The organism is Bacillus sp. FJAT-26390 (assembly GCF_001682865.1).
GTDB lineage: Bacteria > Bacillota > Bacilli > Paenibacillales > Paenibacillaceae > Pristimantibacillus.
Genome location: NZ_MAQX01000002.1, coordinates 176,476 through 199,595, shown reverse-complemented (window position 1 = coordinate 199,595; position 23,120 = coordinate 176,476). Strand labels below are relative to the sequence as shown.

The window sequence follows — 23,120 nt, the reverse complement described above, 5'->3', positions numbered from 1 at the left end:
GTTTTCAGCAAACCTAATCTTTCGTGTCCAGTTTTCAGGGCGCAATTTGCTTTGAAAGTGTTAATATTCCCTGATAGCTCAGTTGGTAGAGCACTCGACTGTTAATCGAGTTGTCACAGGTTCGAGTCCTGTTCGGGGAGCCATTGTAGAGAGGTGTCCGAGTGGTCGAAGGAGCACGATTGGAAATCGTGTAGGCTCTAACCGGGTCTCGAGGGTTCGAATCCCTTCCTCTCTGCCAGTAAGGCCCGTTGGTCAAGTGGTTAAGACACCTCCCTTTCACGGAGGTAACAGGGGTTCGAGTCCCCTACGGGTCACCAACATTTCTTTTAAAAAAGTGTTTGACACAGAACAAAGGCCTATGATATGATATGAAGGTCGCTCAACACGGAGGCTTAGCTCAGCTGGGAGAGCATCTGCCTTACAAGCAGAGGGTCGGCGGTTCGATCCCGTCAGCCTCCACCATTTAAATATTAACGACGCGGGGTGGAGCAGCCCGGTAGCTCGTCGGGCTCATAACCCGAAGGCCGCAGGTTCAAATCCTGCCCCCGCAACCAAAATTCTTTACCATTCGGATCTTTCCGAGATTATGATGTGGAGCTGTGGTGTAGTGGCCCAACATGCCTGCCTGTCACGCAGGAGACCGCGGGTTCGAATCCCGTCAGCTCCGCCACTTAAACAACATCAGGCTCGGTAGCTCAGTCGGTAGAGCAGAGGACTGAAAATCCTCGTGTCGGCGGTTCGATTCCGTCCCGAGCCACCATTAGATGTACATGCTTGACAAGTGAATATGCCGTTGTAGCTCAACTGGTAGAGCAACTGACTTGTAATCAGTAGGTTGGGGGTTCAAGTCCTCTCGACGGCACCACATGGAGGATTAGTGAAGTGGCTAAACACGGCAGACTGTAAATCTGCTCTCTCTGAGTTCGGTGGTTCGAATCCATCATCCTCCACCAGTTTACCTTAGGGGCATAGTTTAAAGGTAGAACAAAGGTCTCCAAAACCTTTGGTGTGGGTTCAATTCCTGCTGCCCCTGCCAATTAAATATTTTTGAACGTGGCGGTCGTGGCGAAGTGGTTAACGCATCGGTTTGTGGATCCGACACTCGGGGGTTCAATTCCCCTCGATCGCCCCATTAATTCAAAAATTAGCATTGCATACTTTGTTGGGGATTAGCCAAGCGGTAAGGCAACGGACTTTGACTCCGTCATTCTCAGGTTCGATCCCTGAATCCCCAGCCATTTATATGCGGAAGTGGCTCAGCGGTAGAGCATCGCCTTGCCAAGGCGAGGGTCGCGGGTTCGATTCCCGTCTTCCGCTCCATTTATTTGGCGCCATAGCCAAGTGGTAAGGCAGAGCTCTGCAAAAGCTCTACCCCCAGTTCGAGTCTGGGTGGCGCCTCCACAGATTTTTTGAGAAACAAATATGTGCCCTTAGCTCAGCTGGATAGAGCGTTTGACTACGAATCAAAAGGTCAGGAGTTCGAATCTCTTAGGGCACGCCATATTTACCTAAATGCCGATGTGGCGGAATGGCAGACGCGCGCGACTCAAAATCGTGAGGGAAACCGTGGAGGTTCGAGTCCTCTCATCGGCACCATAATTACTTACATAAACTCTTGAGATCCTTAGGATCTTGAGAGTTTTTTTGTGTTTTCACCTATTTCATTATTTTCCTAAATTACCCCCTTTACACAACCATTTTCCTAGTGTACTATGTAACTAACACACAAGGACACTGGAGGTAAGCGAAGATGAAAGCAGCTACTGAGAAAATAGAAGCATTGGCCGTTCTTTCGTTAAAGAACGTAACGAAGCGTATTGCAGGCAAAACAATTGTAGATCGCATGTCTTTTGATATTCATAAAGGCGAGATTGTTGGTTTGCTTGGCCCAAATGGAGCAGGGAAAACAACGACAATCCGCATGATCGTGGGACTTATTCAAATGTCGGAGGGTGACGTGATCATTCAGGGCCATAGCATCCGCAACGATTTCACGAAGGCCATTCGCCATATTGGAGCCATTATCGAAAATCCGGAGTTCTACCCTTACATGACCGGTCAGGATAATCTGAAGCAATATCAGCGGATGTCTGAAGGGATTACGGATGAGCGGATTAAAGAAGTCGTCGAGCTTGTTGGCTTGGAGGCAGCTATGAAGAAGAAGGTGAAGGCTTATTCTCTTGGTATGAGACAGCGTCTTGGCATTGCGCAAGCACTGCTGGATCGTCCTTCCTTGCTCATACTGGATGAACCAACCAATGGCCTTGATCCAGCGGGAATTCGCGAGATGCGGCAATATTTGAAGCAAATTGCTGACAAGGAGGGCATATCCATTCTCGTATCCAGCCATCTATTATCCGAGATGGAGCTGATGTGCAGCCGAGTAGTCGTTATTCAGGAAGGGAAGTATGTAACCCATCGATCCTTAATTGACGCAGCAGAGCCATCACAGCAAATTACGGTTGCCATCCGGGTAGATGATGCGGAACGCGCAGTTAAGGTCGCTGCAACGATTAAAGGGGTCGAGGTTGCACCGCTTACGTCGGAGCGGAATGAGCTACTGCTGGCGTTAGATAATGAGCTTATTCCACAGGTCGTTGCCAAACTAGGCAGTGAGCAAATAAAAATTTATAGAATTACGGAAACGAAGCTGTCGCTTGAGGATGAGTTTTTGAAATGGACGGGAGGTAGCCGCATTGCTTAATTTTAATAAATTAGTTTTGAACGAGTGGTTAAAAATGTCGAAGAAGCGAAGCTTCTTTATCGCATACGCGGTCATGCTCATAACAGTTGCCGGCTTCACTTATTTAATTAAGGAACTGGCTCAAGAGGGATTGCCATCTATGCTTGAATTTGCGGCATCGATTATGTCCACCAACGGAGTTGGGCAGATTGTAACGATAGTAGCGATCATATTTACAGCCGGGATCGTGGCGAAGGAGCATCAATTAGGCACAGTCAAATTTTTGCTAATCAGAGCGCATAGAAGAAGCACCATTTTAGCCTCAAAATATGTGGCAGCTATCTTGTTTGTTTGCTCGCTCGTTATTTTTACGATAGCAGCTGCTCTTGCCGCAAGCGGAATCGCATTTGGTTTTGAAGGTTCGGCAGGCGACGTGACGTGGCTTGAAGTCGCAAAGTCAATGCTCTTCCAAACCGTATACACCACGATCTATGTTACTCTAACCTTTATGTTCGGCATTTTAACGCGCTCCTCAGGAGCTACCATTGGGATCGGGATGACTGCTGTATTGCTTGAGGGCTTGCTTAAAATGCTGTTGTCGAGCTATGACTTCTCCAAATATCTTCTATTTATGAACACGGATTTGACACTCTTTACAGGCAGTGAATCCGCGGGAGGGATAACATTCCCTAGTCTCGTATGTGCTGCGTATGTCGCATTATTTCTTGCAGTGAGCTTTGTTACTTTCAAAAAACGGGATATTGCCTAGCAAAACAAATTTTGTTAAGAGCAGCGGAGGGGAGAAGGGAAAATTGTGAGCATTGAATTCGATAATAATTTGCCGATTTACTTGCAAATCATGAATTATATCAAGAAAGAGATCGTCATCGGAAAGCTAAAGGCTGGGGATAAAATACCTGCTGTGCGGGAGCTGGCGCTTGAGCTGCAAATTAATCCGAATACGATACAGCGGACCTTCCAGGAGCTTGAACGTGAACAAATCGTTGAGACGAAGCGCGGGCTTGGACGATATGTGACTAGCGAGGAGACGAAAATTATGGAGATCAAAAAGGAGATGGCTGGCGATTTGCTCGGTCGCTTCATACAGGGAATGCAGGAGCTTGGGTTTGCGAGCAACGATATCGTAACGATTGTTGCGCAAGCGGTAGAAGAGAAGGATAACAAAGAGGAGTGAAGAAAACGTGGAAAGCGTATTGCAACTAACGGATGTATCAAAATCGTATGCAGGCAAGACGGCTTTAAATCATATATCGCTTAGCGTAGCGCCCGGCAAGATTGTTGGCTTGCTAGGAAGCAACGGAAGCGGCAAAAGCACACTGATGAAAATCGCTGCAGGCCTTGTTCAGCCAGCCTCCGGCTCTGTCCGTGTAGACGGTAAATCAGTTGGCCAAGGAACAAAGGAGATTACTTCTTTTATGCCGGATCAGCCGCTTACGGAGAGCTGGATGCGCGTAGAGGACGCGATCATGTTTTATCAAGATTTTTATGCTGACTTTGATGTTGCGAAAGCAAATGAAATGTTAGCTTTTATGAAGCTGAACAAAAAGGATCGCGTCAGCGCTTTATCCAAGGGCATGAACGAAAGATTGCAGCTTACCCTCACCTTATCCCGAAATGCTAAGCTGTATTTGCTCGATGAGCCTATTGGCGGGGTAGATCCGGTCGCAAGAGCGAAAATTTTGGATGCTATCGTAAACTATTACAACGAAGAGAGCAGCCTGCTCGTATCAACCCATCTTGTACGCGATATTGAGCGTATCTTTGATGAAGTTATTTTCATACGGGAGGGTAAGATCGTGCTGCAGGATGAAGTGGAAAATATTCGGCTCACGCACGGAAAAAGCGTCGATGAAATGTTTAAGGAGGTGTTTGGGGAATGATCAAGCTGTTGAAATATGATTGGAAGCGAAGCAGCGATGGCATCCTCAGCACGCTTGCCATATTGATTCTTTTAGAAGCGGCACTCTCGATTACCGGAATAACGCGGAACTGGAATGAAGCGTTAGTTATTTCGTTCAGTATTTTCGGCTATTCGCTGGCATTGATCCTGTTGTTCATCCATTGCTGCCGAACGTTTGACCAAAACATTAAGTCGTTCAGCCGCCGGCTGCTGCCGCTGCATCCAATGAAAGCAGCAGGCACAACTATCCTATTAAGCTGGATTTGCGCGGTTCTGATCATTGCCATTGCAGCTATTCATATTCCCATCTATACGGCTTTCTCGGATATCGATAACAGCTTTTTGAACAAGAATATTCAATTTGAAAAAGGCTCGATATTTTACATGATTTTAAGCATAATATGGACCTACACGACTTTTACGATATCGGTCCTAGCATCCATTACGGTTGCTAGGAGCTTTAGGTTTAAAAAATCAACTTGGATTGGCATTCTCTTTTTCTTCGGCGTGCAAGCTTTGATCGCTTGGCTTTCAAGTGTAGTATTTAATCATGATGATGGTTCGATGGGGTTCTTCTCCATTAAGGGCACATCGACAGAAGGCTCATTTGCATTCGGCGCCTCCAATGATTTAAGCTATTTTGCAGGTCCGTTCCTCATTGAGCTGGCTTTTACCGTTGGATTCTTGTTTTTGATGAATTATTTATTAAACAAAAAAGTAGAGCTGTAACAACTCAATCGAAAAAGGCGCATAGGGGTTCAATCCCCTTAAGCGCCTTTTTGGCATGTTAGCGTAGATCGCGTAATTTGAGAATGACCGTAAGCGCCTCTGCCCGGGTGGCATCCCCAAGCGGAACAAAGCGGTTATTGCCCCGGCCGTTCAGCAGCGCTTTATCAACTGAAACAGTAACGGCAGTTTTGGCCCAGCTAGGAATCTGCGCCTCATCTGAGAAGGTTGAGGTCTGGTTTAACGTTAAATCAAAGCCTGCTGCACGGGCAATCATAACGGCCATCTCCGCACGGTTTATTTTGCCGCCGGGACGAAACGTTCGATCCTCATAGCCGGAAATGATGCCGGCAGCCGCTGCTTCCGCTATGTAAGGCTTTGCCCAGTCTGGAAACACGCTGATGTCTGCAAAATCTAGAGCCACTTCCCCTACAGCACCGGCGGGCAATGGCACTGCACGAGCGAGCATAGCAGTAAATTCGGCTCTTGTCACTTGGGCGTTCGGCCTGAACGTAGCATCTGGATAACCATTAATGAAACCGAGCTCAACTGCGAGTTTCACGTTTGCTTCGGCCCAGTGACCCGCTAGATCAACAAAAAGGATAGGCTGGTTGTTTGAAGAAATATTTATTTTTGCCTGCACGTTAGGCGTTAAGGTGGCGGCCGCGACCTTACTGTCCACAAGCTTGACGCGCTCTAGCTTAAATGTGGCGGGACCTGCAGCTATCGTTTCAAAAGATAGCGTAGCGATCTGGGCGGTGCCACTTTCCCCGGATGCTTTTCCAAGTTTGGTATGAGCAAACGTGATGACACCGTCCTTATCGGAGGCTGGAACGGATAAGCCTGTCCAATGGGCAGCCGCGCTTTTGAAGCGTAGTCGCGTGTTATCATACTGAAGCCGAAGTTCGTAACCGTACAAGTCGACCAATTGCTCCCCTTTTACCGTTACACGTACATCTTGGTTGGTCGAGACTGCTGTAGTGGGAAGCGATAGCGAGAATGAGGGAGCGTTGTCACCCATAGCGATGGTAGGGATAGATACTACTGCGAGAATGATGCCTAATAAAACCGAAGTCAGCTTGCGCCTCATGATGATCATCCTTTCTTTCATCATAATGAGCGAGAGGAAGACAGCTTCCTGTCCTCCCCTCACCACGTTCAATCAACTATTAATTAGCTGCCATTGCTACCATTTGAGAATGAGCTTGGCAAGCGCAACAAGATCTTGAATATCGATCATATTATCTTTGTTGAGGTCAAACGCTTTAACGGTATTCCAATCAGCATCAACCGATGATTTGCCGTATGCTTTGACCATGATCGCTAGGTCGCCGATACTTGTTGTATTGTCATTGTTGTAGTCGCCTTCAACCTTTTGAATAGCTAGAGCAAGGAAGGTTTGGAGCGCTGCATTTAAATCAAGAGCAGCCTGTTCGATTTGGGCTTGCGTTGCAGCCGGGTTATTTGCGGTTGCTTTGGCAATCTCGATTTGAGCTTGCAGCGCAGCTTTTGAGCCGGCAGGGTATTGACCGATTCGATTGCCCTCTACTGCTTCATCATGCTTCTGCTGAGCATTTGTGATCAGCGCGTTCAACGCGGCTTTATCAACGCCAATTTCAACGCTGTGCGTATGGCCTTGGAGCACGGTTTCTACGCCGCTGCTATCGGCGATATGCAGCTTAGCGATGCTGATGTTGGAGATGCCAGAAGAGGCGGTCGGCTTGACTTTAAAACTTAGCTTGATGAGTTCGCCACTGGCATGTTGCGCTTGTTCACCTAGATGTACGACGAGAATTCGCAATTGCCCAGGCGTATCCGTATCGGAATCGACAATCGTTATTTTGTTCGCATCCACTGCTTCCGGTGGTCCGCTAAGCTCCAGCTGATCTGCGTCAAAGGCGATGGTCAGATCCTGTGCGACCACTTCCTTCTGCTCCTTGTTCAGCGCATAGGTAAGGGTGAAGGATTGTCCGATTTCAGCTGCTTTTGGCCCGGATAAGGAGCCGCCGCTTAATACCTCTTCATCTATGCGAGGTGTCCAGAAATTTGGTATCGGTACATTTGCGAAGCTTGTATCGGATGCAAAATAGAAGCTCGGGTATGCTGGCTGATTGTAGGTCGTATTTTGCCATGCAATGCCGGTACGGTACTGAACGTCATGCATCAAAGTATACAGCTTGCGATTCGTTACCTCGGTACTGACGAAGATACGAATAGCAGAGCTGTCCGCAGTGCGAACGAGCAGCTCTTCTCTCCAGTCTCCAAAAATATCAGCAACAAGGGACGGATTTCCTTTCGTGCCATTATTGGTTCTTGTATCTGTTGCCGTAAGCAGTCGTCCGCGTTTCCAATCATCTATCGTAGTTGTGCTGTTGCCGGAGCCGTTCACGATTTGCGTTGTCATATCCACAGCCCATTTAATATTCATGTTCGTGCCTGGAGCAGACGTACTGATCCGTGTGCCGGCAGCAGTCCATAAGCCGACTGCCCATGTTTCTAATCCACGATGGTCAGGATCAACGTCGCCAACCATTCCGCGGCCCGTATCTTTACCTGTGTATCCGCCATAGATGATCTCGCCCGTCTTAGCATCCCGAAGCGCATAGCCGTAAGGCGCATAGGTGCCGCCTTCATGCACCATGAAGATCTCAAGCCCCGGACGGTCCGGATCGATGTCGGCAACGTGAAGCGCGTCGCCGTGTCCGAGTCCAGCAACGACGCCTGGATTAGCGCTGCCCGGAGGAAGGACATCCGACGAGCTGTAAAGCAAAGTACCGTCATGATCGATCGTTGATGAGCCGTAAATGATTTCTTGCTTGCCATCCCCATCTACATCCGCCGTACTAAGGGAATGGGCACCTTGGGTATTCAATGATCCAAGAAGCGGATCGGTGCCTGGCCTGCCATGCGGACTATCGTTGAATGGATTCGTCATCGGCGCCCAGCCGCTATCCACAAACCAGTGCTCCTTCAAATGACTGCCATCCCAAGCGTATGATACGAGCGTCGTTCTTGTGTAATAGCCGCGGGCAAAGACCGCATAAGGCTTTGCGCCATCCAAGTAGGCGACACCGGCGAGGAAACGGTCAACGCGGTTGCCCGGCTCAATTCGGCCTAATGCGTAATCCCCCCACATAAGTCCATCATCATCGCGCCCTGGCTTATAGTGGATCGTCTCGAGCTCTGATCCCGTCTCGCCTTCAAATACGCTCAAATATTCGGGTCCCTTCAAAATAAACCCTTCGAATTCGCGGAGCTTATTGTTGGCGCTTCTGCTTGGCGCATACACATCCATGAAATAATCGGTTAAGGCTTCTGCATCCGCGCGTGAGAGCGGGTAGTTATATTGCTTCGCCATGCCGAAAGCTTCTTCCAAAGTCGCAGGCCAATTGCCGTTTACAACCTCTTCATGGGATTGCCAGCCCATAAACATCTCTACGACATGGTTATAATAGTCTTGGCGGCTTACCCGGTAATCATCGGTGTGGCTGTAGCCTGCTGCAATATCCGCTTGCGGCATCGTAATGTACTGCTCGGATGTGACAGCGCCTTGCCCGTCAAATTTGATGATTTTTGTGCCTGGCGCGGTTTTGAACATCAGTTCCGCTTTGCCGTCGCCATCAAAGTCATAAACCATAAACTCGGTGTAATGGGCGCCAGCCCGAATGTTCACGCCGAGATCAATTCGGTAGAGCAGCGTTCCGTCAAATCGATAGGCGTCGATAAAGACATTCCCGGTATACCCTTTTTGCGAGACATCCTTCGAGTTGGAAGGGTCCCATTTGACAAAATACTCATACGCGCCATCGCCGTCTACGTCGCCTACGCTCATATCTGTCGCTGCATAGGTGTAGGCTTCGCCGACAGGGGTGACGCCGTCAGCCGGCTTGCGCAGGGGGAGATCATAGTAAGCATTGCTCCATGGGGAGATCGCATCGCTTTGATCCACCTCTTGCCCATCTATGACCGCCGCCACATAATATTGGGAAGAGGTTGTGCCGTTCGTATCCACATAGTTGGTGCTGTCATCAACCGACGCGATTTTGGCGCCGTCACGATAGACATTGAAATTAGTGCCCGTCATCCCCGCAGCGGAGTAGCCTGTAACTTCATTGCCAAGCAGCCTCCAGCTCAAAAATACGCCTTGATTCGTGGCAGCGGCTACAAGTCCTCGGTCTAAATATTCCAGCTGCAAGCCTGAAGAGTTACTGATTGATTGGTTGTTGTTCATGTCAGAAGCAGATGCTTGAAGCGCTGTTCCGAGAAGCAAAGCTAGTCCCGTCGTTATTGCGAGTACCTTCTTCGTTGCTTTGGCCGTGTTCCAACCCATTAACCGTCCACCATCCTTTGTCATTTTACCTTCCTATATTGGTTGCGCTTACAATATAGACTTTGGCTCACCTCGCAATGCTTAGCGCTAGGAGCAGCAAATTATGAATCTCCATTTCAGTATAGAAGCTATGAATCAGACATAACATGCAAAAACCAGTGCTTTTCTACCAAAAATCAGTTATAAAGCTACAAAACGTATCGCTTAACTTTGAATATTTCATCATTTAACTGATTTTAAGAAAGCGCTTTAAATGATAGTATAAGAGAGGATTCAATTAAGGATAGGGGGAAAGCGGAGCGTGAGGTTCGGCAAATCGATAAGAACTCGGCTTATTATCGGATTTATGGCAGTCATGCTGCCGGTCGTCATTTATATGCTAATCAACAATAGCTATTCACGCGATATCGTTCGAGAGAAGGTATCGGAAACCTACCGAAATACGCTCGATATTTATGTCGGACAGACGGATCACAACCTGGCGCAAATCAACGATTACCTCTATAAAATGTCCGTGCTTGACTCCGATGTCGGCCTGCTTATGTCCTTTCCGATGGACAGCGACGGCTACACGTTAACTAAAATAAGAATCGATTCGAAGCTGAACCGCGACGTCGGTGTCTATAATCTTATCGATGCCGTGTTTTTGTACCACAAGGACGATATTATTTTTGGAACCGACAGTGTATATAACGATACGAGAAAAATTATTAAATCCCATATGGATGCGATGACGACGGAAGAAAATCTGCTTCTGAACGATCAGCATTCGTGGGAGGTTAGAGCCGACGAGCGGATGCCCGGCAAGTTTTTTCTGATCAACTTTATTAAAGTATCGGAAGGGCTGTATGTCGGCGCTATGATAAAAGTGCAGGATATAAACAAAATGCTCTCGATCCAGTGGAGCGACGGAGATATCGGGCATAACGGCATTTACTTGCGTGATGGGGATCGCCTCGTACAATCGCTAACGGAGAACATGGCGCCATTCGAGCTGAGCTATAAAATAACGGATAAACCGTATGAATCACTGACGGACCGGGGAACTGGCGCGACCTATCTGGTGATGAACCGAATGAGCGAAATGGTCAATATTGCCTACCGCGTCGTCATTCCGGAGGAAACGCTGCTTCGCAACCTGTTGTTTTTCCGAAATGCTACACTGTTTGCTCCTATTGGATTTTTAGCCATCTTGCTTATTTACTTATTCTTCATGCGGAACATGCTGTTTAAACCGCTGCATGAGCTGATTCTGGCGATGAAGAAAATATCGCTTGGCATGCTGGATGTCAGGCTCCGCAAAAACAAGACGCTCGAATTTGAATTTCTAGGCAACACCTTCAACGTCATGGCGGAGCAAATCAAAACGCTCAAAATCGATGTGTACGAGGAGCAGCTTCGCGTGAAGCAGGGGGAGCTGAAGCAGCTTCAAGCCCAAATCAACCCGCATTTTTATATGAACAGCTTGAATATTATTTATAATCTCGCAGCGCTGAATGACACGGAATCGGTCAAAAAGATGTCGCTGCACCTTGCGGATTATTTCCGCTTCATCATGAAGGCAAATCGCGACACGATTACGCTCAAAGAAGAGCTGATGCATATCGAGAACTACATGACGATTCAAAAAATCCGTTTTCCCGACAAGCTTCAATGCACGTTTGAGGGGATGGACACGATTTTAAATTACCCGATTGCCGCATTGACGGTTCAGCCGTTCGTAGAAAACTCGATCATTCATGGATTCAAGAACAGGAGACAGCTGTTCCAAATCAAAATAGCGGCGGTAATCGATCCCGACGATGGTTTCACGCTTACGATCAGCGACAATGGGATCGGCTTTAGCGCAGAAGTGCTGGAGAAGCTGTACAATAAGGAGCCTTTGCAGCAAGATGAGTCGGGCAGCCTTGGCATCATGAACGTTATTCACCGGCTGCAGCTCCTTTATGGAGAGCGGACGTCGATTACATTCCGCAATCAAACGGAAGGCACCGGCGCAATTGTCATTATCGTATTTCCAAAGCTAGTGGAAGGGGTTAAGGCCGTTGTATAACTTATTGGTCGTAGATGATGAAGAGATTGCGATTCGCGGCATCGTAGAGGGAATAGATTGGTCGACGCTTCCTATTGTCAACATCTATACGGCAATTGATGCGGAGGAGGCGCAGTCCGTGCTGGCCGCGCACACGATACATATTATGTTATCGGACATCGATATGCCGAATCAAAGCGGAATTGAATTGCTGGAGTGGACCAATGAGCATTCTCCCTCCACCGTGACGATTTTTCTTACCGGGCATGCGGATTTCAAATATGCGCAGCAGGCCGTGCAGCTGGATTGCTTCGATTATTTGCTTAAGCCTATCGATCACAACGCGCTGAAGGCATGCGTGAACGAGGCGCTCGATAAAGTGCGAGACCGGGAGCAGCTTGCAAAGATTCGCGGGACGTACAGCTTATTTTACGAGCAGTGGAGCAAGCAGCGTCCTATATTAATAGAGCGCTTCTGGCAGGACGTTATCCATTACCGCCTCTCCGCCGCGCCGCAGCAGCTAGATTCCGCATTGCAAAATTACGCTTTGCCGCTTCAAGCGGATAGCCCGATTCGCGTCATCCTCATAAGCATCGAGCAGTGGCGTGAGGAATGGTCGGCACGCGACGAAGAAATTATGACCTATGGCATTAAAAATGCAGCCGAGGAGCTTGTGCTTCAAAGCGGCCCAGGCGTAGTTGTACAAGATGGCAGCGGTATTTTGTATGTGCTGCTGTATAACATGCCAGAAGGGGCGGAGCCATCAAACGCCGTCATCAAAGAACGATGCAAAACGTTTATTGATCAGTGCAAAAGCATGCTGCACTGCCACCTTTCCTGTTATATCGGAGAGAACGCAGAGGTGAAGCAGCTGCGCACTGCCGTTCAGACGCTGCTATCTTTAGAGCGCTGCAACGTCAGCAGCAGTTGCGCGATTATTATGGAGCGGGACAATAAGCAGAAGCAAGGACAAAGCGCTCCCCAACAGGCGCCATTCTCCGATTGGGCGCTGCTGCTTGAATCAGGCAAGCGGGCCGAGCTAGCGCTGCGGATTGACGAGTGCTTTGATCAAATGCAGCAGAGCAGCGTCGACTACACGTTTATGGCTTCCTTTTATTATGGCTTTATGAATATGCTGATTGAGTGGCTCAATAAAAAATCGGTCCAGATGACCGATGTGTTCACGAACAGAGAATGGGAGGTTGGCGAAAACGTTATAAAGTCATTGGCTCGAATGCGAGTGTGGTCACAGCAAATGAGCGCTCAAGTAACGGAATACGCCCATTTGAACGGGAAGGACGTATCGCAGGTTGTCGATAAGGTTCAACGCTATATGGAGGAGCATCTTGGCGAGGAATTCAGCCGCGAGCAAGCGGCAGAGTCAGTATATTTGAACCCAGCCTATCTATCTCGCTTATTCCGGAGGGAAACCGGCTATTCACTAACGGATTACTTGGTGAGAATGCGAATTACGAAAGCACGCAGCATGCTGGAGCAAACGAATAACCGGGTCAGCGATGTCGCGCTTAATGTAGGCTATGCCAACTTCTCGCATTTCTCCAAGCTATTTAAGAAGATGACCGGCCTGACGCCGCAGGAATATCGCAAAAAGTATCAGGATGTATGAGTGAGAAGTCACAGCACCGTTAATATGGTCACGGCGCCGACAGATGTCGGCGTCTTTTTTTTATACAATTTATACAAGAGAAATGGCTCAAAGCCTTAGAAAGAGGAGGAAGAAGACGATGGCGGATCAGACGCCTAAAGCTGCGGCAACGGCCTATATTCCAAAAATTAAAGCTAGGAAGACATCGCATCTACTCATATTCCGCAAATACTGGATGTTCTATGTGATGATGCTCCCAGCCATCGTTCTGCTCGTGTTCAACAACTATATTCCGATGTTCGGCATCATTATCGCGTTTAAGAGCATCAACTACGCGGATGGCATACTAGGAAGCGCATGGAACGGGCTAACCAACTTCGAGTATTTGTTCAAAACATCGGATGCCTGGATCATTACGCGTAACACGTTATTGTACAACTCCGGCTTCATTGTCCTCAATCTGATCATTCCGCTTGCGTTTGCGCTAATGCTCAATGAGATTCGCAGCCGGTTCGTCGCCAAGCTCCATCAAACGATCATGTTTCTTCCCTATTTCCTCTCCATGGTCGTAATCAGCTATCTCGTCTTCGGCTTCATGAGCGATGAGCATGGTTACTTGAACAGCTCGCTGCTTCCGGCATTGGGGCTTGAGAAGGTGAGCTGGTATTTTACCCAAGAGGTATGGCCTTACGTCCTGCCGATCGTAAACACGTGGAAGAGCATGGGGTACTTTACCGTCATCTATATGGCTGCCATCATCGGCATCGACGATGAGTATTACGAGGCGGCAACAATCGACGGTGCGAGCAAATGGAAGCAAATGACCCGGATTACGATCCCGCTCATTATGCCTGTCATTACGATAATGACGCTGCTTCAGATCGGCAAAATATTTAATGCGGACTTTGGATTGTTCTTCCAAGTGCCAAGAGAATCGGGCGTGCTGTTCCCGGTTACGAACGTCATCGACACTTATGTGTATCGGACGTTCCTCACCGTAGGCGATATCGGCTTGTCCTCCGCCGCGGGACTGCTTCAGTCAGTCGTCGGCTTTACGTTGGTCTTTCTATCCAACTGGGTTGTGCGCCGCATCAACAAGGATAACGCATTATTTTAGCAGAGGCTAAAGCCGTCCTTATTTGCTATGAAAAATTTATGGAGGTGAACCTATGGAAGCAGTCGAGAAAATATCGTCCGGGTCCAACCCAAAAAATCAATTGTCGATTCCGGCTTCTCTAGGCATCAATGTTTTCTTCATCATTTATTCCTTTCTCTGCATCATACCGCTCGTGCTGATCGTGATGGTATCGATTTCGGATGAGGCGACGGTTGTGCGAGAGGGTTATCAATTCATTCCTTCTAAGCTGGACTTGGCCGCCTATCAATTTTTGTTCAAGGACGCGACCCAAATCATTCGCTCTTACAGCATCTCGATACTCGTCACCATCGCAGGCACGACGCTCAGCCTTATTATTATGGCGCTGTACGCTTATCCGATCTCTAGAACGGATTTCCCGCATGCCAAGTTTTTTACCTTCTTCGTTTTCTTTACGATGCTGTTCTCCGGCGGGCTTGTGCCCTGGTACTTGGTGTACGTTCGCGTTCTTGACTTAAAGGATACGCTGCTTGCCCTCATTATGCCGCTTCTCGTCGCCGCCTTCTTCGTGCTCATCATTCGGACGTTCTTTCAGACGACGATTCCCGCAGCCGTGCTGGAGTCCGCAAAAATTGACGGTGCGGGAGAGCTTACTATTTTCGCAAAAATCGTCCTTCCTTTATCGCTTCCGGTGCTTGCAACGGTGGCACTCTTCCAGACACTCACCTATTGGAATGATTGGTTTCTCAGCTTGGTGTTCATTACGAAGGATGGCAATATAACCGTGCAATATTTGATGTACAAGACGATGCTGAACATTCAATTCCTTGCGAACAACAGCACGGCGGCAGCGGCCATTACGGCAGCAGGCGGAACCTTCAAATTCCCAAGCGAGACGGTTCGGATGGCGATGGTTGTCGTTGGTATCGGCCCGATTATTTTCGCATACCCGTTCTTTCAAAAGTATTTTGTTAAAGGCTTAACGGTAGGGGCTGTTAAGGGGTAATTGCGCAGAATGAGTGATGCTGTCGCGAAAATGGCTGTAGCCGGCATTGCCGGTTGAGCATATAAACCAAATTTTTAAGGGAGGTCCACCCGCTATGAAGCAAATGAAACAAAAAACATCGATGCTTCTCTTGATGATGCTGGCCATCGTACTCGTCATGTCCGCATGCTCAGGAAACAACAGCAAAACAAGCAACAATCCAGAGCCTACAAAGGATACCGCCGCCGAGACGGACAAACCAGCGAATACAGAAGAAGAGTCGCCTGCATCCGAACTGAAGCCTTATAAAATATCGCTCGTTTATCCAGGAACGCCTCAGACCGATGAGAAAAAGGTGGAAGAGGCGCTTAATAAGCTGCTGACCGAAAAAATCAGCGCCACAATCGATCTTATGCCAATAGATTGGGGCGCATGGGACGATAAAATCAATCTCATGATCGCATCCCGCGAAGAGGTTGACATTATTTTCACGGCACAGTGGAACGGCCATGCCAATAACGTTTCCAAGGGCGCATTCCTTGAGCTAGGCGATCTAATCGACCAATACGGCAAAGGCATCGTCGATTCGCTTGATCCTGCTTTCCTCGAAGGCGCGAAGATCAACGGCAAAAACTATGGCGTGCCAACGAACAAGGAGCTAGCAGCCGCAGGCGGCATCGTGTACCGCAAAGATGTGACGGATGAGCTGGGCATCGATATGAGCAACGTCAAAACGCCTCAGGATTTAGACGCGGTCTACGCCGTGGTAAAAGCAAAGCGGCCGGATTTGACCCCGCTTTACACAACAGCAGGAGCATTTAACTCACATTTCTTCGCCAACTATGATTTTCTAGGAGATTCGACAATCCCGGGAGCTATTCTAAAGGATCAAGATGGAACAACCGTAACGCCGATGGAGAAAATCGACCGCTACAAGGAATATTTGAACCTTACTCGCGATTATTTCAAAAAAGGATACATTAACGCAGATGCCGCGACAACGCAGGTCGCATCCGCCGATGCTTGGAAAGCAGGAACTGTATTCTCTACAATCGAGCCAATGAAGCCGGGCAAGGATGCTGAAATTGCAAGCGCCGCAGGTTTGACAGGCAAGCTTGCGCAAATTATGATGACGGAAAAAACGGTTGCGACGTCTGAAACGGCTGGCTCGATGCTCGGCATCTCCTCCACTTCGAAGGACCCGGCCCGCGCTATGATGCTGATCAACCTGCTGCACACCGATAAAGAAATCAACAATCTGCTGAACTTCGGAATCGAAGGCGACCACTATACGAGAAATGGCGAAATCATTACCGCAACAGGCAATACGGCAAATTATAACCCAGGCTCCGCTTGGATGTTCGGCAGCCAGTTCCTTAACTACGTTTGGGATACAGAGGACCCGGACAAATGGGCAAAATTCAAAGAGTTCAACCAAAATGCAAAGGTTTCCCCTGCGCTTGGCTTCGTATTTAACAGCGAGCCGGTAAAAGCTGAGGTAGGAGCGCTTGCGAACGTTATCCGCCAATATCAAAGAGCGCTTGAAACAGGCTCCGTCGACGTTGATAAAATCCTTGCCGAATATGAGAAGAAACTGAAGGACGCCGGCGTAGACAAGGTCGTAGCTGAAAAGCAGAAGCAATTCGACGAATTTCTGGCTAGCAAATGAGCGATAAGCATAGCTTAGTTCGCGAATAATGAAAACCCGCGCCTTGCAAGAGGAGCGGGTTTTTGTTGCTTGCATTTTTTGGCATACTATTTACAATTAAACTATGAACGCATTTCATCAACCCATTAGGGGGCAATTCGATTATGACCCGAACGACGATCCTTTGGACTCGTGCAAGGATGCTCCTGCTGGCTAGCTTAATTGTACTAGGCGCTTGCTCTAATCAGGCAAATGAGAACAGGCCGCTTAACGGCAAAGTTGAAAGCGCTTCACCTGCGGCGAAAAAAGGCGGCGGAACGCAGCAGAGCCAGACCTTGGAGCCTTATACGCTGAAATTTGTATATACGGGATCGCCGCAGAAGGACGAGGAAGAAGTAGAGGCGGCAATGAATGTGTATTTAGTAGATAAAATCAATGCGAAAATTGATCTCATGCCGATTGATTGGGGACCGTGGGACGATAAAATAAATCTGATGGTCGCATCGCGCGAGAAGATTGATATTTTATTTACAGCGCAGTGGAATAAGCATGCGGTAAATGTGTCAAAGGGTGCATTTTTGGAAGTCGATGAGCTGCTGGAGCAGTATGGGCAAGGCATTTTGCAATCGCTTGATCCGGTGTTTCTAGCTGGCGCCAAAATCGACGGCAAAAACTATGCGGTTCCTACGAACAAGGAATTAGCGGCGCAGGGCGGCATCGTTTATCGCTCGGATATTGCCGAGGAGCTCGGCATCGACATGTCCAATGTAAAAACAATTGAGGACTTGGACGCGGTGTATCAAATCATTTTAGCGAGAAAGCCGGGCATGACGCCTCTCTATATGAAGCTAGGGGAGACGTTTACGGCGCATTATATCGGAAATTTTGATGCGCTGGGAGATACTTCGATTCCCGGCATTATTCTTAAGGATGGAGAAAGCACAAAGGTAATGCCCGCCTATGAGATGGAGCGTTATGTGGATACGCTGCGCATTACACGGCAGTTTTATCTAAAAGGCTATATCAATAAAGATGCGGCCACCAATCAGACGATGAACAATGACGCTTTAAAATCGGGAGACGTTTTCTCCATCACCTCGGCATTGAAGCCGGGGAAGGACGAGGAGCTGGCGATTCAGACCGGCCTTATCGGCAAGCTGGCGCAGCTGCCATTAAACGAAAAGACGATTGCAACATCGGAGACAGCAGGTTCTATGCTGGCGATCTCCTCAACCTCGCAGGACCCTGCGCGCGCGATGATGTTTATCAATCTGCTGCATACGGACTCCTATTTGAACAATTTGCTCAATTACGGCATAGAAGGCAAACACTATCTGAAGGTTAACGAAAACGTGATCAAGCCGACCGAGCACACCGTGGATTATAATCCAGGCTCCAACTGGATGTTCGGCAACCAGTTTCTAAACTATGTGTGGGACTCAGAAGATGCGGACAAATGGGATAACTTCAGGGAGTTTAATCAAAATGCAAAGCTCTCGCCCGGGCTTGGCTTCGTATTCAACGGCGATGCGGTTCGAGCTGAGATAGCGGCTGTCGTCAACGTTGACAGACAATATCAGACGGCTTTGGAAACCGGATCTGTCGATATCGATAAAGTGCTGCCTGAATATGCTGAGAGGCTGAAAGCGGCTGGCATCGAGAAGATTGTTGCGGAGAAGCAATCGCAATTCGATCAATTTCTAGCGAACAAATAAGAGAAGCAGATGGTTTGAAGTGCCGGCCAAGCGCAAGCTGCGAAGCCGGTTTTTTGGTTCATCGTCCTTTTGCTAGCGTGTGCTCGTTATCGCAGCCTTATGCGCGAGTGAGGGCGATTTGACGGTGAAAAAGAGGAGAAAGCCGGTTTTTTCCCCTAGAGGCTGGCTTCCGACTCGACCTAAGTCCAGTTAGAAAACCGCCGAAGGTCCGTTTTATAAAGCTGAAAATTGATCTAAACTAAGTACATAAGCAAGAGCAACACACGCATGGCAAAAAAACAAAGACAAAACATTCTAAAGGTTTGAAAGGAGATGAAATGGGATGAATGGAAAAAGCGCGTTAGGCGCACTGCTCGTAGTCGTCGGTGTTATCGCGGTACTTAATTTTGTCGGTGTCCACTTTGGTGCTATATTCGGATTCTTGCTCCCGTTCATATTAATCGGACTCGGTATCGTCGGTTGGATGAACAGCAAGAAATGGATTGGCGGCATACTTATCGTAATCGGCGGTATGATGGTTCTCGGCAAGCTCGGCGGCGTCATTTTGCTGCTTCTGGCAATCGGGTTGATCGCAGCTGGAGTTAGCCTTTTCAAAAAAGATAAACGCAGAGCTTACTAATAGCCGCGAGAGATAAAAGAAAGAACGGTTTTATTCGCAAAACGTTAAGGAGGACATGGAATGAGTATTATGAAGCGAGTTCGCGACATTACAGTTGCTACACTAAATGAACGTCTTGAGAAATCAGAAGATCCGGTTCGGATGATCGATCAGTTCCTCTGGTCTACCAGAGAAGATATCATTCAAGCGGAGAAGTTGTACCAGCAGTACGCTGGCCACAGCAATCACTTAAAGGCACAATGGCTGCAAGCCGAGGAGCAGAAGGAACGGCGCGAGAATCAAGCGTTGACGGCTCTGAAAGCAGGCGAAGAGCAGCTGGCTAGAATCGCCTTGCATGAAAAAGCAAGCTGCGAAGAACGCTCGGTTCAATACCGTGAGTTGTTCGAGCAAAGCAGACAAAATACGTTGGATCTAGAAGAGCAGCTTCGCGAGATGCGCAGTGAATACCAATCGGTATATGACAAACGCGAATATTATGCGGCTCGCATGGAATCACTAAGACTTCAACAGCGGATGAACAGCCGCTACAGCAACGGCTTCGGCGAACAAGGCATTCAGTCGGGTTCCGTATTCAGAAGACTGGAAGATCGGATTAGCGGCATGGAGCACGAAGCGAAAAGCTTGCGCGACATTCGCAGAATGGGGCAAGAATTCGTAACGGAAGCAGGCAACACCGTACAATCCGTTATAGAACGTGAGCTTGAGCAGTTGAAGCGAAAGCTTGAGAAAGAGGGCTGGTCGTCTTGAAGAAACTCTATCGTTCCTCACGAGACAAAAAGCTATTTGGTCTTTGCGGCGGATTAGCGGAAATGTTGAACGTAGATGCCACGCTGCTGCGGATATTACTTATCGTCATTACGATTTTTACAAGCGGCGCTGTCATTCTGATCTATATCATCGCAGGTTTGGTTGTTCCTAAAGAACCGCCGATCTACTCGAACTTTGGACCAAACGGCGGTTACGGCAACGGTTATGGCGGCGGCTATAATCCTGGATTTGGCCAACAAGCTAATTCCCAATTCGGCGGCCCGTACAAAAACCCGCCGCAAGCACCGGGTTCTTGGAATACGCCAGGACCGGCACCACAGCCAGCAGCATCGACACAGTTCGATAGCATGATGGACGATTTGGAGAAAAAAGCGCTGCGCCGTGAAATTGAAGAATTGAAAGCCAAAATTGCTAAATACGAGAAGGGAGATTTTTAATATGGGAATTTTCAAACGCATGAAAGATATGACGAAGGCATCGGTAAATGAGGCATTGGATAAAATTGAAGATCCGATTATAATGTTGAATCAGTACCTGCGCGACATGGAGTCCGAAATTCATCAAGCTGAGGTTACAGTAGCTAAGCAAATGGCAAACGAGCGCCGCATGAAGCAGCGCCTTGAGGAAAGTGTACGCAGCGCGGCTGATCGTGAGTCTAAAGCAGAGGCGGCTTTAAGAGCCGGCCAAGAGGAGCTTGCTCGCAAGCTGCTGGAAGAGAAACTTTATTTCGACCAAAAGGTAACGGAATATGTTGACCTTCATGCACAATCAAAAGCGCAAGCTGAGGAATTGCTGCAGCAATTGCACACGATGAAGGATGAGTTCTACCAACTGCGCAACAAACGCAATGAGCTTGCTTCCCGTGCACAAGTAGCTAAAGCTCAAAAACAAATGGCACAGCTGACAGCAAACCACACGATCGACAGCGGCTCTGCTTCACGCGGCTTCTACCGTATGGAAGAGAAAATCATGCAGCTGGAAGCGGAAGCAGACGTTCTTCGCACGCCATACTCATACAGCGGAGCAACAAACAGCTTTAATGCGGCAGACGCTGAGAAACAAATTAAAGTGGATGAGCAACTGCAAGCGCTCAAAAACAAGCTGAACCCGGCTCCTTCTTTAACAAAAGCTCCATCTGAAGAATAGGATCCAGCTCACGGAAGAAGCGGACCGTTTAACGGTCTGCTCTTTCATGCGTTTGCATGAAAAATGACATAAGCAGGCATTAAGGGTTAAAATAGTACATAGAAGAAGGAAGTGAGCCGTATGGAGAAGGAAAATAAGGGAAACCAACCGAATCATGCGGCCCGCAGGCGCAATACGACGGAAACGATATTGTGGCTGCTTATTATCGTCAGCTTGGTTGTCATCGTGCTGCAAGGAATCGGCTACGTTGAGCTGTTCACGCTTCAGGGGAAGTGGGCGGTAATCGGATTGACTATCGTTGGCGCGGGACTGGCTGCTGCGGCGCTGAACGGTTATTTGCAAAATTCGCGGCTGAAGGAATCGCTAAAGCGGCTGACTGATCAGCAGGTAAAACGCAGATTTACCGTAACGTTAAGCAATGGCGAGAAAACGGAAAATGAAATATCAGAGCAGGAGCAGGTCGATCCGAATTGGACCGAAAAGGTCAAATTCACGGCAGTGATCGAGGAGCGCCAGCGCCTTGCCCGCGAGCTGCATGATGCGGTTAGCCAGCAGCTATTCGCGATCTCGATGACGGCGACGGCTGTCAGCCGGACGATAGAGCGGGATTGGGAGCGAGCAAAGCGTCAGGTACAGCTTATTGAAGAAATGGCTGCCGTGGCGCAATCGGAAATGCGCGCCCTGCTGCTTCATCTTCGGCCCGTCCACTTGGACGGCAAAAACTTAGGGCAGGCGCTTACTGTTCTAGTGGATGAGCTGAAGCAGAAAGTACCGATGACGATTACGCTTGAGGTAGATGAGACCATTGTGCTTCAGCCAAATGCCGAGGATCATTTGTTCCGAATTGCCCAAGAAGCTTTGTCCAATACGCTGCGGCATTCCAAAGCGGACAGAATGGAAATCAAGCTGATTCGTTCAGGCAACCAAGTGCATATGAGTCTGCTGGACAGCGGCATCGGGTTTGATCTGGAGTCGAAGAAGCAGACCTCTTACGGGCTGCTCACGATGGAGGAGCGGGTGCTCGAGCTGGGCGGATCGTTGCAGATGATTTCGAAGCCGGGCGAAGGTACAGCCATTCATATTTGGGTTCCCGCGGATGGATTGCGTGATACGAAGGCACAAGCATGACAATTAAAATGGATGAACGATAAAAGAAGGACGGTGTTAGGTGTGGAGGCAATTGAGCAATTGAGTCAGCCGATAAAGGTGCTGCTTGTCGATGATCACGAAATGGTGCGAATCGGTCTTGCGGCGGTGCTGGATACCGAGGATGGAATCGAGGTTGTCGGTGAAGCCAGCAACGGCATGGACGGCATTCGATTAGCACAGGCGTACAGACCTGACGTTGTTTTGATGGATCTGGTAATGGACGGCATGGATGGGGTTGAGACGACAGCCAAGCTGCTTGAGCTGTACCCCGAATGCAAAGTCATCGTATTAACGAGCTATTTGGATGACAGCAAGCTGTACCCTGTCATTGAAGCAGGCGCATTCAGCTACCTGCTCAAGACGTCGCGGGCTACGGAAATCGCCGATGCGATTCGTGCCGCAGCGCGTGGACAATCGGTGCTGGAGTCACAGGTGGCGGCCAAAATGATGAACCGGTTCCGCCAGCCGAAGCAGCAGGAGCAAACGCCGCTGCATCATGATTTGACAGAGCGCGAAATGGACGTGCTCAAGCGGGTAGCGCAGGGGCGTTCCAATCAGGAAATCGCCGACGAGCTGTTTATAGGCGTGAAGACGGTGAAATTCCATATTACGAACATTTTTAACAAGCTGGATGTTGATGATCGTACGCAAGCGGCTATTTATGCGCATAAGCAAGGGATTGCCGATTAAAGGACT

Annotated in this window: 18 protein-coding genes, 16 tRNA genes and 2 pseudogenes; 33 read left to right on the top strand and 3 right to left on the bottom strand. The window is 48.6% G+C overall.

Annotation, left to right across the window (positions count from 1 at the left end):
• The first annotated feature begins 67 nt into the window (after positions 1-67).
• The 21 genes from A7975_RS09355 (at position 68) to A7975_RS09255 (ending at position 5,333) form a co-directional block, all read left to right on the top strand.
• Positions 68-143, top strand: a tRNA-Asn gene (locus A7975_RS09355).
• A 4-nt stretch (positions 144-147) separates the two neighbouring features.
• Positions 148-238: transfer RNA gene (locus A7975_RS09350), tRNA-Ser, on the top strand.
• 4 nt (positions 239-242) lie between these two features.
• A tRNA-Glu gene (locus tag A7975_RS09345) sits at positions 243-317 on the top strand.
• 69 nt (positions 318-386) lie between these two features.
• Positions 387-462, top strand: a tRNA-Val gene (locus tag A7975_RS09340).
• Between the two features lie 15 nt (positions 463-477).
• Positions 478-554, top strand: a tRNA-Met gene (locus tag A7975_RS09335).
• A gap of 39 nt (positions 555-593) precedes the next feature.
• Positions 594-670, top strand: a tRNA-Asp gene (locus A7975_RS09330).
• Positions 671-684: 14 nt separating this feature from the next.
• Positions 685-760, top strand: a tRNA-Phe gene (locus A7975_RS09325).
• 29 nt (positions 761-789) lie between these two features.
• Positions 790-865: transfer RNA gene (locus A7975_RS09320), tRNA-Thr, on the top strand.
• 3 nt (positions 866-868) lie between these two features.
• A tRNA-Tyr gene (locus tag A7975_RS09315) sits at positions 869-953 on the top strand.
• 9 nt (positions 954-962) lie between these two features.
• Positions 963-1,036, top strand: a tRNA-Trp gene (locus A7975_RS09310).
• Between the two features lie 20 nt (positions 1,037-1,056).
• Positions 1,057-1,132, top strand: a tRNA-His gene (locus A7975_RS09305).
• A 31-nt stretch (positions 1,133-1,163) separates the two neighbouring features.
• Positions 1,164-1,238 (top strand) — tRNA-Gln (locus A7975_RS09300).
• Between the two features lie 7 nt (positions 1,239-1,245).
• Positions 1,246-1,320, top strand: a tRNA-Gly gene (locus A7975_RS09295).
• A gap of 7 nt (positions 1,321-1,327) precedes the next feature.
• Positions 1,328-1,401, top strand: a tRNA-Cys gene (locus A7975_RS09290).
• Between the two features lie 23 nt (positions 1,402-1,424).
• Positions 1,425-1,501: transfer RNA gene (locus tag A7975_RS09285), tRNA-Arg, on the top strand.
• A 13-nt stretch (positions 1,502-1,514) separates the two neighbouring features.
• Positions 1,515-1,596: transfer RNA gene (locus A7975_RS09280), tRNA-Leu, on the top strand.
• Between the two features lie 154 nt (positions 1,597-1,750).
• Complete coding sequence (locus A7975_RS09275; RefSeq protein WP_065384990.1) at positions 1,751-2,704, top strand: ABC transporter ATP-binding protein; 954 nt, start codon at positions 1,751-1,753, stop codon at positions 2,702-2,704.
• A complete protein-coding gene (locus A7975_RS09270; RefSeq protein WP_065384989.1) occupies positions 2,697-3,452 on the top strand; it encodes an ABC transporter permease in 756 nt (251 codons plus the stop codon). The genes A7975_RS09275 and A7975_RS09270 overlap by 8 nt, the downstream gene beginning before the upstream one ends.
• A 45-nt stretch (positions 3,453-3,497) precedes the next feature.
• Complete coding sequence (locus A7975_RS09265) at positions 3,498-3,878, top strand: GntR family transcriptional regulator (protein ID WP_053374343.1); 381 nt, start codon at positions 3,498-3,500, stop codon at positions 3,876-3,878.
• 7 nt (positions 3,879-3,885) lie between these two features.
• The gene (locus tag A7975_RS09260; RefSeq protein WP_065384988.1) at positions 3,886-4,584 is read left to right on the top strand and encodes an ABC transporter ATP-binding protein; all 699 of its coding nucleotides are present in this window, start codon (positions 3,886-3,888) and stop codon (positions 4,582-4,584) included.
• Entirely contained in the window at positions 4,581-5,333 is a 753-nt protein-coding gene (locus tag A7975_RS09255) for a hypothetical protein (RefSeq protein WP_053374345.1), read from the top strand. The genes A7975_RS09260 and A7975_RS09255 overlap by 4 nt, the downstream gene beginning before the upstream one ends.
• Before the next feature lie 58 nt (positions 5,334-5,391).
• Here the strand turns inward: A7975_RS09255 and A7975_RS09250 are convergent, their stop codons facing one another.
• The 3 genes and pseudogenes from A7975_RS09250 to A7975_RS09245 form a co-directional block, all read right to left on the bottom strand.
• Positions 5,392-6,420 carry an S-layer homology domain-containing protein gene (locus A7975_RS09250; RefSeq protein WP_065385000.1) on the bottom strand — a complete coding sequence of 343 codons (1,029 nt, stop codon included), beginning with the start codon at positions 6,418-6,420 and terminating at the stop codon, positions 5,392-5,394.
• Between the two features lie 96 nt (positions 6,421-6,516).
• Positions 6,517-6,924: pseudogene (locus A7975_RS35375) on the bottom strand (dockerin type I domain-containing protein); the annotation flags it as partial.
• Between the two features lie 60 nt (positions 6,925-6,984).
• A pseudogene (locus A7975_RS09245) lies at positions 6,985-9,660 on the bottom strand (rhamnogalacturonan lyase family protein); the annotation flags it as partial.
• Between the two features lie 301 nt (positions 9,661-9,961).
• On the opposite strand from A7975_RS09245, the gene A7975_RS09240 reads away from it, so the two are divergent.
• The 12 genes from A7975_RS09240 to A7975_RS09185 all read left to right on the top strand — a co-directional run bounded on the left by A7975_RS09240 (position 9,962) and on the right by A7975_RS09185 (position 23,114).
• Positions 9,962-11,713, top strand: a complete 1,752-nt coding sequence (locus A7975_RS09240; protein WP_065384987.1) for a sensor histidine kinase — start codon at positions 9,962-9,964, stop codon at positions 11,711-11,713.
• Positions 11,706-13,319 carry a helix-turn-helix domain-containing protein gene (locus A7975_RS09235; protein WP_065384986.1) on the top strand — a complete coding sequence of 538 codons (1,614 nt, stop codon included), beginning with the start codon at positions 11,706-11,708 and terminating at the stop codon, positions 13,317-13,319. The genes A7975_RS09240 and A7975_RS09235 overlap by 8 nt, the downstream gene beginning before the upstream one ends.
• Positions 13,320-13,437: 118 nt before the next feature.
• Positions 13,438-14,415: an ABC transporter permease gene (locus tag A7975_RS09230; protein WP_053374349.1), complete on the top strand. Its 978-nt coding sequence runs from the start codon at positions 13,438-13,440 to the stop codon at positions 14,413-14,415.
• 52 nt (positions 14,416-14,467) lie between these two features.
• Positions 14,468-15,400, top strand: a complete 933-nt coding sequence (locus A7975_RS09225; protein WP_053374350.1) for a carbohydrate ABC transporter permease — start codon at positions 14,468-14,470, stop codon at positions 15,398-15,400.
• A 94-nt stretch (positions 15,401-15,494) separates the two neighbouring features.
• The gene (locus A7975_RS09220) at positions 15,495-17,048 is read left to right on the top strand and encodes an ABC transporter substrate-binding protein (RefSeq protein WP_065384985.1); all 1,554 of its coding nucleotides are present in this window, start codon (positions 15,495-15,497) and stop codon (positions 17,046-17,048) included.
• A 143-nt stretch (positions 17,049-17,191) separates the two neighbouring features.
• A complete protein-coding gene (locus A7975_RS09215) occupies positions 17,192-18,742 on the top strand; it encodes an ABC transporter substrate-binding protein (protein ID WP_053374352.1) in 1,551 nt (516 codons plus the stop codon).
• A 322-nt stretch (positions 18,743-19,064) separates the two neighbouring features.
• On the top strand, positions 19,065-19,361 hold the full coding sequence (locus A7975_RS09210; protein ID WP_053374353.1) for a LiaF transmembrane domain-containing protein: 297 nt from the start codon (positions 19,065-19,067) through the stop codon (positions 19,359-19,361).
• 60 nt (positions 19,362-19,421) lie between these two features.
• Positions 19,422-20,108, top strand: coding sequence for a PspA/IM30 family protein (locus A7975_RS09205; protein ID WP_065384984.1), 687 nt, complete (start codon positions 19,422-19,424; stop codon positions 20,106-20,108).
• Positions 20,105-20,566 (top strand): PspC domain-containing protein, encoded by a 462-nt coding sequence (locus A7975_RS09200; protein WP_063846008.1) that lies wholly within the window; start codon positions 20,105-20,107, stop codon positions 20,564-20,566. The genes A7975_RS09205 and A7975_RS09200 overlap by 4 nt, the downstream gene beginning before the upstream one ends.
• A gap of 1 nt (position 20,567) precedes the next feature.
• On the top strand, positions 20,568-21,275 hold the full coding sequence (locus A7975_RS09195; RefSeq protein WP_065384983.1) for a PspA/IM30 family protein: 708 nt from the start codon (positions 20,568-20,570) through the stop codon (positions 21,273-21,275).
• 120 nt (positions 21,276-21,395) lie between these two features.
• Entirely contained in the window at positions 21,396-22,403 is a 1,008-nt protein-coding gene (locus A7975_RS09190) for a sensor histidine kinase (RefSeq protein WP_065384982.1), read from the top strand.
• 60 nt (positions 22,404-22,463) lie between these two features.
• Entirely contained in the window at positions 22,464-23,114 is a 651-nt protein-coding gene (locus A7975_RS09185) for a response regulator transcription factor (protein ID WP_483295910.1), read from the top strand.
• Positions 23,115-23,120 lie beyond the last annotated feature (6 nt).